This window comes from Nocardia sp. NPDC051030, from assembly GCF_040683015.1.
In the GTDB taxonomy this organism is placed as follows: Bacteria; Actinomycetota; Actinomycetes; order Mycobacteriales; family Mycobacteriaceae; genus Nocardia.
Window position 1 is genome coordinate 324279 of record NZ_JBFBCD010000006.1, and the last position, 15012, is coordinate 339290.

Below are 15012 nucleotides of genomic sequence, written 5' to 3' on the forward strand. Positions count from 1 at the left end.
TTGTTTCCACGTAAAACGTTGGCGACCATCACGTTCCATGAGGGAAACGCGATGACCGATACGGTGCGAGTGGCCGCCGTGCAGGCCGAGCCGAAATGGCTGCGGCTGTCCGAGGGAGTCGAGCAGGTAGTCGGCCTGATCGGCGCCGCCGCCGCAGCGGGATCCCGCCTGATCGCATTCCCGGAGACGTTTCTCCCTGGATTCCCTTGGTGGCGCTGGGTGGAATCGAATCAGTGGAATGTCGAGTATTCGACCCGATGCCGCGAAAATTCGATGACGCGAGACGGTTTCGAAATGAAGGTCATCGCCGAGGCCGCCCGGATGCACGGCATCGGGGTGGTGCTCGGATTCGGGGAACGGCAGGATCGCCGAATCTATATGGCGCAGGCGGTAATCGACGATTCTGGGCAGGTCTTGTCGGTGCGCCGCAAGGCCGGACTCAACAGTGTCGAACGCAAGGTGTTCGCCTCCGGAACGCCGAATTTGCCCGCGGTGCACCACGGCTCGATCGGCAAGCTCGGCGCGCTGTCCGGGCAGGAGAATCAGCGGCCGCTGCTCACCCGGGCGCTGCGCGCGGACGAGGAACAGATTCATATCGCCGCCTGGCCGGGCAGTCCGGACGGCGATGTGGCCGGGCCGGAATCCAGTGCCACGGTGAGCCGTATGTACGCGCTGGAGGTCGGGGCCTATGTGATCGCGCCGTGCGCCATCGTGAGCGACGCCGGGTGGCGGGGGAGTGGGCTCTGGGGCGGCGGTGCGCGGCGGACCATTTCGAGCGACCTGCAAGCAGTCGCTACGTCCGGCAGTACCGGCCAGGCACGGATCTACGGGGCGGACGGCAGCGAGTTGCTGACGCCGCTAGCCGAGGGCGTGCCGGGCATTCTGTACGCCGATCTGGATTTACGCGCCTCGGGTGGGAGCAGCCGGGACGCGGAGCCGAGTCTGCGGACCCGCCGGGGTCCGGCCGCCCGCCGTGCCGCCCGCGGCAATACGGGCTGGCAGGCGGGCGCGGATCGCTGGGCGCTGCCGCTCTCGCTGGGGAATCAGCCCTGGGGCATGGCCGCGGGGTGAGTGGGCCGCGTCAGGAGCGGACCAGCCGGGCGATGGCGTCGGTGGCTTCCTTGATCTTGGCCTCGGCCTCGGGGCCGCCGGCGATGGCGGCGTCCACCACGCAGTGACTGATGTGATCCTCGAGCAGGCCCATGGCGACCGCCTGCAGGGCCTTGGTCATGGCCGAGACCTGGGTGAGGATGTCGATGCAGTACTTTTCCTCTTCCACCATGCGTTGCAGGCCGCGGGCCTGGCCCTCGATGCGGCGCAGTCGCTTGAGGTAGTCGTCCTTGGCGGTGATGTAGCCGTGCGTGGTGTGGTCATGGCAGGGCTGTTCGGCGGTGGTGGCGTGCTCGTCCGTCACGACTGTTCCTCACTTCCGGCGGAAATACCCCCCTAGGGTACATGGCTCGCCCTGGTACCACCACTCATGCTCGAATGCGCAAGAATCGACGGATGAGTTCGGATCCTCGGGCCACTCTGGCCATCATCGGCGGCAGTGGTTTCTACGATTTCTTCGGCGACGACGCGACCACCGTCGAAATTGAGACCCCCTTCGGTGCGCCGAGTGCACCCATCACCATCGGTCAGGTCGAGGGACGCTCGGTGGCGTTCCTGCCCCGGCACGGCCGCAAGCACGAGTTCTCGCCGCACACCGTGCCGTACCGCGCCAATATGTGGGCGCTGCGGTCGCTGGGCGTGCGCCGCATCTTCGGACCCTGTGCCGTGGGCAGCCTGCGCGCCGAGTGGGGGCCGGGCACCGTGGCCGTGCCGGATCAGCTGGTGGACCGCACCTCCGGGCGCGATCAGACCTTCTTCGACGCCGGCGGCGTGCATGTCTCCTTCGCCGACCCGTACTGCGAGGAACTGCGCACCGCCGCGATCGCCTCGGCCGGAACCGAATTGACCTTGAAGGACCACGGCACCATGGTCGTGGTGCAGGGGCCGCGCTTCTCCACCCGCGCGGAGAGCCGCTGGTTCGCCGGACAGGGCTGGGAGCTGGTCAATATGACCGGGCATCCCGAGGCCGTGCTCGCCCGCGAACTCGAAATGTGCTACTCCGCAATCGCTCTGGTTACCGACCTGGACGCGGGTGTGGAGTCCGGTGAGGGCGTCAGCGCTGTCAACGTATTCGCCGAATTCGAGCGAAACCTGGTGCCGTTCAAGGCGCTCGTGCGCCGCGCGGTCGCCGCCGTCGAGGGCGACGAGACCTGCGACAAGTGCGCGGTGCACTCCGGCACCGGTGTGCAGTTGCCGTTCGAACTGCCGTAATCCGGCGTCATCGACACCGTGGGCCCGGTCCGGCCCTGGGGGCGGGGCCGGGTCCACAGCTTCTCCCAACAGGGCGTTCATCCGCGTCGCCTACCCTGAACTGATGAGCCCAGCCGGACCCGAGGCCGACAGATCGCGAGTGCTGCTCACCGGCGCCGCGGGGTATATCGGCTCCCACGTCCATCGCGCCCTGCGCGCGGCCGGGCACGAAGTGATCGCCATCGACGCCATGCTGGACACCGTGCACGGGCCGAACGCCGAGCCGCCGCAGGATGTTTCCCGCATCGACATCCGCGACCCCGACGCCCTCGAACCCCTGCTGCGCGGCATCGACGTGGTCTGCCACCTCGCCGCCGCCGTACCCCTGCCCGACCCGCCCGCACCGGCGGCCCCGGCCGACGACCCGGATCGACTCGTCACGGGCGAGAGTAAGCGGGTGGCCGATCGGCCGGATGGGGCCGCCGCCGGGCGCAGCGACGATATCGGCCACGGCGCGGGTCCGTGTGTGCGTGCCCCGATGGGTGATTCGAGCCGCAGCACGCCGACGCCGCGACCGGCGACCACGGGGATGCAGCGGGCAGCCGTCTACGCGACGCACAACGACGCCGGGACCGCGGTGCTGCTGGCCGCCATGGAACGCACCGGGGTCCGGCGACTGGTCCTGGCATCCTCGGTGGCCGTCTACGGCGAGGGCCGCTATCGCGGCGTGCGCAGCGGCCCCTTCTATCCGGGCCTGCGGCGGCGCGGAGACCTCGATCGCGGCCTGTTCGATCACCGCGCACCGCGCACCGGCGAGGTACTGACCTGGGAGCCCATCCTCGAGGACGCGCTACTGCGCCCCCGGAGCGCCTATGCGGCAAGCAAAGTCGCGCAGGAGCACTACGCCCTGGCCTGGGTCGCCAATACCGGCGCGACGGCCACGGTCCTGCGCTACGCCCACGTCTACGGCCACCCCGTCGCCTCCGACCGCCCCCTCCGCTCGGCCGAATCCGGTGTGGCCGCCCGCTTCCGGGCAGAGCTCACGGCCGGACGCGCACCCCAGGTCTTCGAAGACGGCGGCCAGGTCCGAGATTTCGTCCACGTCCGCGACATAGCCGCCGCCACGGTCGCGGCCGTCGCCCACCCGGTAGCTGGCTTCGTCCCCATCCACATAGCCTCCGGCCGCCCCCTGACCCTCTGGGAAGTCGCCTCCATCATGGCCAAAGCCGTAGGCGGCCCCGACCCCATAGTCACCGGCCACTACCGCCCTACCGACATCCGCCACCTGGTAGCCCAACCCGAACGGGCCCGCCACGCACTGGACTTCACCGCCCGCATACCCCCCGCAAAAGGCCTCTCAGACTACGCCGCCCACCCCATCCCCCGCCCCGACCACACCTGATCTCCCCTAGCCTGTCCGACACCCGGCCGGGCTTCCAGCGGGCTTCGGACCGCACGCTCGCTGTGAACAGTCCGGGCACGATTAGGCTCGGCCCATGGAGAACCCGCTTCGGCTAGAGGTGATCGTGGCCAGCGTGCGCCCGCAGCGATTCGCGCCGGTGGTCGCGGACTGGTTCCTCCGCGCGGCCCGCGCGGACGAGCGATTCGAGGTCGGGGTCATCGACCTGATCGACATACCGTTGCCCACGGATCTGACCGAGACGCCCGAAGTGCGCGCCTTCCAGGAAAGGATCGCCGCCGCAGACGCTTTCGTGGCGGTCACCTCCGAGTACAACCACGGGTACCCGGCGTCCCTGAAGACCGCTCTCGACAGCGTCAAGCGGGAATGGCGGGCCAAGCCCATCGGATTCGTCAGCTACGGAGGCCTTTCCGGCGGACTCCGCGCCGTCGAGCAACTCCGCCAGGTGGTCGCCGAAATCCATATGGTCTCGATCCGCGAAACCGTCAGCTTCCACGAAGCCAAACGCAAATTCGATGCCGACGGCGAAACCCGGGACGGCGCGGCCATCGACGCCGCGGACCGCCTGCTGCGTCAACTTGCCTGGTGGGGAACGGCTTTGCGCGCGGCCCGTACCTCGGACCCCTATCCCGGCTGAGTAATCTCACCGCCCGGCTGGCAGCAACCGCGCGCAGCCAGCGACCGCCCGCTGGCTGACTGCCGCCGCCCGGCTGGCGGCCTGACTCGCTCTGGGCCGTACCGCCGGGCTGGAGACTGTAGGTCTGACGATCGGCTCAGTTGGTGAGGCCGAGGGCGGCTCGGGGGTGGCCTATGTAGGTGGCCTCGCGGGGGATGGAGACGAGGGTCAGGGGGACCTGGGTGGTGCCGGTGCGCAAAGTGATTCGGTTGCCTTGGGCGGCGGGCTGGTGGATGGAGAGGTCGGGGCGGGTGGGGGGCCAGCCGAGGGGGTCGCCTGCGAGGTAGATGGTGGTCAGGCCTGCGTGGGGGGCGGGGGCTAGGACGCCGTCTACTACCGAGGCGGTGAAATCTGTGTCGGATTGGTGGGATTCGGCGGCGATGGTGAGGCGGTCGGGGTTGCCGATTGTGGTGATGAGGGTTTGCCAGGATTGGGGGCGGTCGGTGCGGATGAGGATTCGTTCGCCTACTGCGAGGGCTCGGAAGATGAGTTGTTGGGCGAGGTAGAGCTCGCCTGCCACGTAGACGCTGGAAATGCCCTGGCCGACAAGGCGGATGGCTACGCCTCGGCCTTCCTCGTCGGAGCCGAGGAGTTGGCCGCAGCCTGCGGAGGGGAGGTGCAGGGCTTCGATGTCGGCTATGGCGTGTTCTGCCGTGGGGACGGTGTCTTCCAGGCCGGGGACTGCGAAGGGGAGGTGGGCGAGCAGGCCCTCTCGGTGGCGGCCGTTCATGGAGATCATGTGCTTTTGGACTGGCTCTTCGGGGAGTTCGCGGGCGGTGAGTCGCCAGGCCGCGCCGATGCGGACGGTGTCGGCGGAGTGGCCGGGGCGCAGGCGGACCGCCACGGTGGTGCCTCGGGAGGCGGGGACCCAGAGTTGGGACAGGAGGTCCGAGCCGAGCTGGCCGGGGTCCACGGCCGCACCGATATTCACGCTGTTTCCGAGTTCGGTGTAGCGCCAATGCTGGGTCAGCTCACCGGGATCCACGCCCGCGGTGACCTGTAGAGCGGCCTGCCTGATCTCGGGGGCGGTCAGGATGCGGGCGGGGCAGTCGTGGTCTTCCAGGGTGCGCACAATGCGCTGGGTGGCGATGGTGACCGCGCGGCAGGAGCCGTCCGCGCCGCCGCCGCGCCGGTCCGCGGCATCGGGGCACAGCAGCGGGTCGAAGGCGATGGCCAGCCACACCGTGCGATGGGCGGTGGCGGGGAGGGGGCCGAGCAGGGAGTCGTAGATGGCTCCGGCGGGCGTGCCGGAGCGGCTGCGATAGCCGTGCGAGACGATATCGATTCCGGCCAGCAGAATATCGCGCTGGCTCAAGGCTTTCGCGAGTTCCGGCAGGGGCAGTAGGTGTGAGGAAACCACGGTGGGGCGGCGGTCGCCGTCGGCGTCGGTGGTGGCATTGAGGCGGGTGAGCCCGCCCCGCGGCGGCAGCACCTCGACCACGGCGACCACCCGGCTGCCGTCGCGATACAGCCCGAGGGAGCGGCCGTCCCCGGCCTGGAAATCGACAATGTCGGCGGCGAGATGCTCGCGGCGACCGCGAAAGCGTCGGCGAGTCGCGATCCAATCGGCAACTGTACGTTTGCCCAGTTCCAATAGGAGCAGTGCGCCGAACACCACCCCGATCCCCAGCGCCCACCAGAACGGCACCCCGCACAGCCGTGCGCCCGCCAGCACCACAATCCCGGTGACCTGCGCGACCAGCACATTTCCGAGCGACACCCGCCAGAGCAGCGGCCCCGGATCTGCCTGCCCAGGATCGGTCATCCTCGTCCCCCAACTACCCGTGTCGGCCCGCGGAAAGCGGCCGAATGCGAATGAAGGTCCTGCGGAACTGTACTGTGTTCGACAAACATGATGCCTGGTCGGGGGAGTTTTCATGCCTTCAAAACCCACCACGCGATGGCAGGTCAGTGGCTATCGCTTTTTGGTCCGTCGCATGGAGCACGCCCTGGTCCGACGGGACGTGCGAATGCTGCACGACCCCATGCGGTCCCAATCGCGCGCTTTCACGGCCGGACTGATCCTCGCGTGCGTCGCGCTGGCAGGTTGCGGAGTGCTTGCTCTGCTCCGCCCGCAGGGCAATCTCGGCACCAATAAGATCCTCATCGGCAAGGACACCGGCGCGGTCTACGTGGTCATCGACAATGTCGTGCACCCGGCGCTGAACCTGGCCTCGGCGCGGCTGGCGGCGGGGGAGGCCGCCAAGCCCGCGACCGTCAAGGAATCGGAGCTGGCGAAGAAGCCGCGCGGGCAGCTCATCGGGATTCCGGGCGCGCCCGCCTCGCTGAACTTCGATTCCTCGGGGGTGGGCCGCACCTGGACGGTGTGCGATGTGATGGCCAATGACGGCTCCCGCAGCATCAGCACCTCGGTGATCGCGGGAGATCCGGTGAGCGGCAAGGTATCTCCACTCAAGTCCGATCAGGCACTGCTCGTGCAGGGCCGTGACCACACCTACCTGATCTACGACAACCACCGCGCCCAGCTGGATATGAATGATCGCGCAGTCGTGGACGCCCTCGATATTCGCGGCCGCACCCCGCGCCCGATCAGCGAGGGAATGCTCAACGCCATCCCCGAAGTCCTGCCGATCATCCCGCCGCAGATCGTGGATGCCGGTGCGCCGCCGAGCTATTCGATCGGCGACCACCGCATCGGTGATGTGGTGCAGGTCCGCACCGACAGCAAGTACTACGTGATCCTGGCCGATGGTTTGCAATCCGTGTCACCGCTGACCGCCGACATCATTCGCAACGCCTACCGATCACCGGCCGCCGACAACTACATCGCCCAGGCCGATCGCACCGGCGCACCCGTGTCGTCGGCACTGCGCGTGTCCGAATACCCCTCCGCCGCCCCCACTCTCGTGGACGGCAAGGACGAACCGGTCGACTGCCTGTCCTGGAATCCCGTCGATTCCGCCGACAAAGCGGACGGCAGCAAGCACGCCGACCTGACCGTGCTCACCGGCCACGCCGTCCCGATCCCGGACCGCGCCAAACTGGTTCCCCTGGCCCAATCCGACGGCAATGGCCCGAATGTGGACTCGTTCTACTCCAAGCCCGGCGCGGGCGCGTACGTGCAGGCCACCGGCATCGAACCCGACAGCCAGCGCCACGACAGCCTGTTCTTCATCTCCGATTACGGAGTCCGCTACGGCATCAAGGATCTGGAGGCCGCCAAGGCCCTCGGCATGGACCCGGAGAGCGTGCGCCCCGAACCCGCGCCGTGGCCGATCATCGGATTGCTCGCGCCCGGACCGACGCTCAGCCGCCAGGCCGCCATGGTCGCCCACGACGGCGTCGCCCCCGACCCGGATCCGGCGAAACAGCCCGTGAAAGCCCCGAACTGATCAGAGATCGTCTTCGTGCAGCCCGAACTTGCGGCGCAGCGGGAAGGACGCGAGAAAGCCCAGCACCAAGAGCAATCCGATAATGCCGGTGCCGATCAGCGCCACATTGCGGGCGGTGTGATCCGGTGCGGGCGCGGGAGTCGGAACGGGGAGGGCCTTGTCCACGGCCGCATTGGGGCGCTTGGGAGGCAAGTCGTTTCGGATCTCGGCGGTCAGTGCCGCGACGGGATCCACTGCGCCATAACCTATATACGGATTCCAGCCTTCACCCGGCGCGTGCGCGGTCGCCTCGATTCGTTTGATCACCTCGGCGGCCCGCAGATCCGGGAAATGGGAACGCACCAGCGCGGCAACCCCCGACACGTAGGGCGCGGCGAAACTTGTTCCGCTGTAAGCCACCGCCTGGCCCTGATTGGTGAATTTGGCTGTGGTCAGGCCGGTATTGCGGGGATCGAGGGAGATGATGTTCTCGCCGGGTGCGGCCACGCCGACCCACGGGCCGGGGACGGTGAATTTGGAGGGCTGGCCGAAGGCGTCGACCGAGCCGACCGACAACACATACTCGTCCCACCAGGCCGGGGCCACATATGAGTTGATGTGATTCCACAGATCGGCATCCGGATGCAATGGATCGATGCCCGGGTTGCTGGCCTTGCAGGTGTCGGTATTGCCCGCGGAGGTGACGATGACAACGTCCTTCTCGACCGCCGCGTACTGCACCGCCGCGCCGAGCGCACCCATCTCGGGGCCATCGGGTTTGGTTGTGGGACAGGCGACCAGGGAGATATTGATGACGCGCGCCCCGGCATCGGCGGCGCGCCGCACGGCCGAGGCCAGGGCGGAGATCTTGCCGTAGCCGTCGGGCATATCGTCGGGGCCCTTGTCCCGGCCCGCGCCCTCGGCCTGGTACAGGGCGCTGGTCTGGCGGATGGTCAGCACACGTGCCTCCGGGGCGACACCGGCGAAGCCTTGCCCCTCCACTTCGGTGGCGGCGATGAGCCCGGCGACCAAGGTGCCATGTGCATCGCAATCCTCGGTGCCGTCACCGGAATTGGCGACGTAGTCACCGTCCGGAATGAGGCCGGGCAGGCGCGGATGGGGCTCGACGCCGGTATCGATCACTGCCACCAATTGTCCTGCGCCACGGGAGAACTTCCACGCCTGGTCCAGATCCAGGGTGCGTTGCGTCGGTGGAATGGTCGGGCCGCCGCCACCGGCCTGAGTGCTGATGCAGGGGGAATTCGCGGGATGCTCGGTCTTGCCGGGCGGCGCGGCGGGACTGCCCGACGGCAGCAGGCCCGGATCGATCGGCGGTGGCCGGTCGGCGAAAGCCACGCCTTGGCCGGTGGTCATGCCGAACGAAATACTCACCGCCAGTACCGATGCGGCAGCGGCTGCCCGGAGCGTGCTCACAATCCGCGCACGAGCGAGTAGAGGTCGCTCACCCAGAAGACCAGCGGCACAACGGCGGCCACGAACGCGTACTCCAGGAGTTCGGCCGCGCGCCGCATGGGCGGGGTGGCCTGACGGCCGGGGACGACTATGCCGAGCACCAGCGCGGCGAGCAGCAGGATCAGCGCCGAGCCGAAGATGACCAGCGGCTGATCGAGCAGGAAGGACGCACCGCCCAGCAGAATCAGCAGGATCGCCGCACCGCCCGCGATGAGGACGATGGCCTGCTCCGCGCCCGCGTAGGTGCGGCTGCGGAACATGAGCACGACCGCGCACACCAGCGCCAGCGCGAGGCCCGGCCAGTATGGGTCATCGGATCCGGCGTCGACGGCGGCAATGGCACCGGCCACGATCACCACCGTGGTGGCGGCCACCAGTCCGGCCAGGTACATGCGGGCGTGCTCGGATTTGGTGCGCAGCGCGGCCAGGCTCGGCAGGGCGCGGTGGTCGTCCGGATCGTCCTCGGTCGGGTCGATCGGCGTGCCGGGTGCGGGGACCGGCGGCAGCGGCAGTTTTGCCAGCAGCATGGAAAGCCGTGGGGCGAGGGACAATCCGGCCAGTCCGAAGGCCACCGCGCCCGCGCCGATCGCCTTCGAGGGCAGACCGGTGAGCAGGCCGACCAGTGCCGCCGGGACCGCGTACACGGCGAGGGTGGTCACGCCGATGAACAGTCCGAGCCCGACGCCGCTCACCCGCCACGCCAGGATGGCGGTCGCGCCGAGCAGCACCGCGCCGAGCAGCACATTCGCCCAGCCGTAATGGTCTGGCACGAAGAGCATGCCCGCGGTGAATGCCGCCGGGAGTGCGCAGCCGCCCAGCACGAGTGCGCTGGCAGCGTCGCCGTACATGCGGCTGAGCACCATGCTCGCCATCACCAGCAGCACGGCAACGAACAGTGCGATCGCCCCGGTCACCCAGCCGGACACGGCATCCGGGGAGGCCAGCAGCCCGACGCAGCCGACCAGCATGGTCAGCACCGCCAGAATCGATCCGGTCAGCCGGGCCGAGGCGGGCGTCCAGCCGCGGAAATGGTCGGCGTCGGCAATGGCGACGTTGTACATGATGTCGTCGAACAGCGGTGTGGGCGCGGTGTGTTCGGCGCTCTCCAGCATGAGCAGTTCGCCGTCGCGCACGTCCTGTTCGGCCAGGCTCAGCGAATTGGAGAACGGCGGGCGGCCGATGCGGGCCAGGACCCATTCGTGCGGCTCGAATTGCTCACCGTCATGGTCGAAGTCATTGGTGCGGCTGTGCTGGGCGACCATATCGACCACGCTGGGGATGACGAGCGCGACCGGCACGTCCACCGGGATGGCCATATCCACCTGGGTGTGCTTGGCCAGAATGGTGACCCGCGCCAGATCGGGTGCGCGGACCAGCCCGCGCGCGTCATCGATCTGGTGGTCCGATCGCGTCTGCGTCACACGTCCCCCAAGTTCGTTGTCGCCTCGGATTCGTAGCCGCGCCGCTCTGATGTGCGGAAATGCTGAACGCACTGTAATCGATGAAGGATGCTGTCAGTACACTGAGGCCGCAGATCACGCATCCGATGGGGGATTCGTCCTGTCTATGAGCACTGTCCGGTTCCAGCGCCGCCCTCGCCGGGAGACACCTCGCTCACCCGGCGGCGAGGTGACGCTGCAGCCGCCTCCGGAGATCCCTCGATCCATCCCCGCGAACCTCTTCAGCAAGCTCATGCCGCTCGTGATGGTGGTCGGCATGCTGGGCATGGTCGTGCTCATGTTCACCGCGGGAACCGGCGTCGCCACCAACCCGATGAGCCTCATGTTCCCGATGATGATGGTCTTCTCCATGGTCGGTATGTACGCAGGTCAGGGTGGAAAAGGGCAGAAGGCCTCGGAGGCCGACGAGGACCGCAAGGACTATCTGCGCTACCTCGATCAGGTGCGCGGGGACGTCGAGGAGACCGCCACCCAGCAGCGCGCCGCGGTCGAATGGAGTCACCCCGAACCCGGCCTGATCTGGATGCTCGCGGGCACCTCCCGCATGTGGGAGCGACGGCCCGGGGACAAGGACTTCTGCCATGCCCGGATCGGCCTCGGCAGCCAGCGTTTGGCGACCCGGCTGGTCGCTCCGGAGACCGGTCCCGTGGAGGAGCTGGAACCGATAGCTGCGGTGTCGCTGAGGCGCTTCGTGCGGACCCACGCCACCGTCCCGGATCTGCCGACCGCCATTGCCGTGAAGGGCTTCGCGAGCGTTCAGCTCTCCGGCGATCGGGCGCAGGCCCGCGACCTCACCCGCGCCATGCTGCTGCAACTGGCCATGTTCCAGGGGCCCGATCAGGTCCTCGTCGCGGTGGTCTGCGGACCCGATACCGCCCGCGAATGGGAGTGGGCCAAGTGGCTGCCGCACACCCAGCATCCGGAATCGCAGGACGGCGTCGGCAGCGAGCGCATGGTGTACGGCTCCATCCGGCAGGCGCACGCGGGCCTCGCACCGCTGCTCTACAACCGGGTCCGGTACTCGCGCAATCAACCGCCCAATCCGAACCTGGTGCAGATCGTGATCGTGGTGGATGGCGGTCTGCTGGAAGCCGAGGAAGATCCCTTGCGGGAGAGCGGATTCGAGGGCGTCACCGTTCTCGACCTGTGCGGGTACGCGCCGAATCTGGCCGCCTCACGCGGAATTCAGATGCTCGTGGAGGACGGCGAATGCTCCGGGCGCGGTGCGGCCGGAACCATGGAGCGCTTCGCCACCATCGACCGCATCGGGGCGAAGGAGGCCGAACAGGCGGCGCGGCGGCTGGCCCCGTACCGGGCACCCATGCAGCGCACCGTGGACGGCGGCAATGTCGAAGAGGGCGAGGTGATTTCGAGCTGGTCGCAGCTGCTCGGCCTCGGCGATATCGGCATCTTCAATCCGGAGAGCGCCTGGCAGCCGCGCTACGGCCGGGAACGGCTGCGAGTGCCGTTCGGTGTCGGCGCGGACGGGCTGCCGGTGATCCTCGATATCAAGGAGGCCGCTGAGGGCGGTATGGGCCCGCACGGCCTGTGTATCGGCGCGACCGGTTCCGGCAAGTCGGAATTCCTTCGCACCCTGGTGCTTTCGCTCATTGCCACGCACTCGCCGGATCAGTTGAACTTCGTGCTCGTCGACTTCAAGGGCGGCGCGACCTTCCTCGGTCTGGAGGGCGTAGCGCATATCGCGGCCATCATCACCAACCTGGAGGAAGAGGCCGACCTCGTCGACCGCATGCGCGATGCCCTGGCCGGTGAAATGAACCGGCGTCAGGAATTACTCCGCGCGGCAGGCAATTTCGCCAATGTCTCCGACTATGAGAAGGCGCGTGCGGCGGGCGCGGACCTCGATCCCATGCCCGCGCTGTTCGTGGTGCTCGACGAATTCTCGGAATTGCTGTCGCAGCACCCGGATTTCGCCGAACTGTTCACCATGATCGGACGGCTCGGCCGCTCCCTGCACGTGCATCTGCTGCTCGCCTCGCAGCGCTTGGAGGAGGGGCGGCTGAAGGGGTTGGAGAGTCATCTCTCCTATCGGATCGGTTTGAAGACGTTCTCCGCCAATGAATCCCGTCAGGTGCTGGGCGTTCCGGATGCCTACAATCTGCCCGGCAATCCGGGCGGCGGTTACCTGAAATCCGATTCCGGCGAAATCGTCCGCTTCCAATCCGCCTATGTGTCCGGGCCGTACGTGGGTGTCGGCACCCAGCGCGAGGCCGCCGTGGGCACCGAACCCGGTGAAGTCGACGTGACCGCACGCCCGTTCACCGCAACCCATGTGGATTACCGTGCCGCCGACCGCATTCCGCTGCCCGCCCAGCCGGAACCGGAAGCGCCGCGCCCGGACGCCGAGGAGATCTCCAACCTGCAGATGTTGGTCTCGCGAGTGCGGGGTCACGGCCGGGACGCGCACGAGATCTGGCTCCCGCCACTGGACGAGGCACCTACCCTGGATCAGCTCATTCCGCGTTCGGTGCTGACCGGCGACTGGAATCCGGTCGCCACCCTGCGCGCCCCCGTCGGCATTGTGGACCGGCCCTACGATCAGCGGCGCGATCCCATGGTGGTGGACCTGTCCGGTTCGCGCGGCAATGTGGCGGTGGTCGGCGGTCCGCAGTCCGGCAAGTCCACCGCGCTGCGCTCGCTGGTCATGGCAATGTCGTTGACGCACACTGCCGAACAGGTGCAGTTCTACTGTCTCGACTTCGGTGGCGGCACCATGGTCGGCCTGGAGGGCCTGCCGCATGTCGGCGCGGTCGCGAGCCGACTGGAGGGTGACAAGGTCCGGCGCACGGTCGCCGAGATGGTCACGATCGTGCGCCGGCGCGAGGCGCGGTTCCGGCAACTCGGCATCGAATCCATGGCCGATCTGCGGCGCTTGCGGGCCATGGACCCGGCCTCGAGCACGAATGCCGCGGCCGCGCACGAGGATCCGTTCGGCGATGCCTTCCTGGTGATCGACGGCTTCGGCACCTTCCGCCAGGAATTCGAGGCTCTCGAGCAGACCGTCATGAACCTTGCCGTACAAGGCCTTTCGTACGGCGTGCACGTGGTGGTGTCGCTGGCCCGGTGGCCGGAGGCGCGCCCCGCGCTCAAGGATCAGCTCGGCACCCGCATCGAACTGCGCCTCGGCGATCCCATGGACTCCGATCTGGGCCGCAAGTTCGCGGCCCTGGTGCCGATGGGCCGTCCCGGCCGCGGTATGACCCCGGACCTGCTGCATATGCTCACCGCGCTGCCGCGCATCGACGGCAACTCCGATCCCTCGACCCTGGGTCCGGCTGTGGCACAGGCGGTTTCGGTGATCGCCGAGCGGACTCCGGGCCGTCCCGCACCGCGCGTGCGCATGTTGCCGGAGCGGCTGCCCCGAGAAGAACTACTGCACCTGGCAGGGGACTGGCCCGCGCAGGTGGATCGGTCGCAGCCGGTGCTGCGCTTCCCGATCGGCATCAATGAGTCGGAGCTGGTCCCGGTGCAGCTGGACTTCACGACCAGCCCGCACTTCGTGGTCATCGGCGATTCGGAGAGCGGTAAGACCACGCTGCTGCGCTCCATCGTGCAGTCCATCTGCGCCGCCAATACCCCCGACCAGGCGCGCATCATCATGGGCGACTACCGCCGCACCATGCTCGGCACCGTCCCGGCCGGATACCTGGCCGGGTACGGCTCGACCGCCCCGCAATTCACCCAGCAGATGACCGATCTGGCCGCCTACGTCACCCAGCGCATGCCCGGCCCCGATGTGACGCCGCAGCAGCTCAAGGACCGCTCCTGGTGGCGCGGCCCCGAGCTGTACGTGATCGTCGACGACTACGACCTGATCGCCACCGCCAGCGGCAACCCGCTGCACGCCCTCGTGGACCATCTGGCCCACGCCCGGGACCTCGGCTTCCACCTGATCCTGGCGCGGCGCTCCGGCGGTGCGGGCCGAGCCCTCTACGAGGCCACCCTCAACCGCCTGAAGGAACTCAACTCGGCCGCCCTGATCATGAGTTGCAGCCGCGACGAGGGTGTCCTGTTCGGCACCACCCGCCCCTCCCTCATGCCGCCGGGCCGCGGCACCTACGTGACCCGCGCGGGCGAGGACCTCATCCAAACCGGGTGGACGCCCCCGGCCTGAGAAACCCCGGCAGAGATGCCAGCGGGCCCTGGCATTCAGCCAGGGCCCGCCGATCATGAGGTTCTACCCAGCCAGATTCTCTCGAATCCCAAAGCGACCACTGATCTGGTGCCGACCGGGGTAACTCACCGGGTACGTCCAAAATAGTTTCGGCACTCAACCGGCGGCACGGATGCACGACTGCTCACGGCACCCGGCCGCCCGCTGAAGTCTCG

10 protein-coding genes are annotated in these 15012 nt (G+C 68.2%); 6 read left to right on the top strand and 4 right to left on the bottom strand.

What is annotated here, in order from left to right:
- Positions 1 to 51: 51 nt before the first annotated feature.
- Positions 52 to 1071 (top strand): nitrilase-related carbon-nitrogen hydrolase, encoded by a 1020-nt coding sequence (locus tag AB0N05_RS22270; RefSeq protein ID WP_364697323.1) that lies wholly within the window; start codon positions 52 to 54, stop codon positions 1069 to 1071.
- A gap of 10 nt (positions 1072 to 1081) precedes the next feature.
- On the opposite strand, the gene AB0N05_RS22275 is transcribed toward AB0N05_RS22270, so the two are convergent.
- A complete protein-coding gene (locus AB0N05_RS22275; protein WP_364697326.1) occupies positions 1082 to 1414 on the bottom strand; it encodes a metal-sensitive transcriptional regulator in 333 nt (110 codons plus the stop codon).
- Between the two features lie 92 nt (positions 1415 to 1506).
- On the opposite strand from AB0N05_RS22275, the gene AB0N05_RS22280 reads away from it, so the two are divergent.
- The 3 genes from AB0N05_RS22280 (at position 1507) to AB0N05_RS22290 (ending at position 4358) form a co-directional block, all read left to right on the top strand.
- Positions 1507 to 2322 (top strand): S-methyl-5'-thioadenosine phosphorylase, encoded by an 816-nt coding sequence (locus AB0N05_RS22280; RefSeq protein ID WP_364697329.1) that lies wholly within the window; start codon positions 1507 to 1509, stop codon positions 2320 to 2322.
- Between the two features lie 103 nt (positions 2323 to 2425).
- The gene (locus AB0N05_RS22285) at positions 2426 to 3703 is read left to right on the top strand and encodes an NAD-dependent epimerase/dehydratase family protein (RefSeq protein WP_364697332.1); all 1278 of its coding nucleotides are present in this window, start codon (positions 2426 to 2428) and stop codon (positions 3701 to 3703) included.
- A 94-nt stretch (positions 3704 to 3797) separates the two neighbouring features.
- The gene (locus AB0N05_RS22290) at positions 3798 to 4358 is read left to right on the top strand and encodes an NAD(P)H-dependent oxidoreductase (RefSeq protein WP_364697335.1); all 561 of its coding nucleotides are present in this window, start codon (positions 3798 to 3800) and stop codon (positions 4356 to 4358) included.
- 136 nt (positions 4359 to 4494) lie between these two features.
- On the opposite strand, the gene eccE is transcribed toward AB0N05_RS22290, so the two are convergent.
- Positions 4495 to 6162: a type VII secretion protein EccE gene (gene eccE / locus AB0N05_RS22295; protein ID WP_364697338.1), complete on the bottom strand. Its 1668-nt coding sequence runs from the start codon at positions 6160 to 6162 to the stop codon at positions 4495 to 4497.
- 112 nt (positions 6163 to 6274) lie between these two features.
- Here eccE and eccB point away from each other — a divergent pair, with 112 nt between their 5' ends.
- A complete protein-coding gene (gene eccB, locus AB0N05_RS22300) occupies positions 6275 to 7750 on the top strand; it encodes a type VII secretion protein EccB (RefSeq protein WP_364697341.1) in 1476 nt (491 codons plus the stop codon).
- Here the strand turns inward: eccB and mycP are convergent, their stop codons facing one another.
- Positions 7751 to 9121, bottom strand: a complete 1371-nt coding sequence (gene mycP, locus AB0N05_RS22305) for a type VII secretion-associated serine protease mycosin (RefSeq protein ID WP_364697344.1) — start codon at positions 9119 to 9121, stop codon at positions 7751 to 7753.
- A 38-nt stretch (positions 9122 to 9159) separates the two neighbouring features.
- Positions 9160 to 10623, bottom strand: coding sequence for a type VII secretion integral membrane protein EccD (gene eccD, locus AB0N05_RS22310; protein WP_364697347.1), 1464 nt, complete (start codon positions 10621 to 10623; stop codon positions 9160 to 9162).
- 145 nt (positions 10624 to 10768) lie between these two features.
- On the opposite strand from eccD, the gene eccCa reads away from it, so the two are divergent.
- On the top strand, positions 10769 to 14797 hold the full coding sequence (gene eccCa / locus AB0N05_RS22315) for a type VII secretion protein EccCa (protein ID WP_364697350.1): 4029 nt from the start codon (positions 10769 to 10771) through the stop codon (positions 14795 to 14797).
- Positions 14798 to 15012 lie beyond the last annotated feature (215 nt).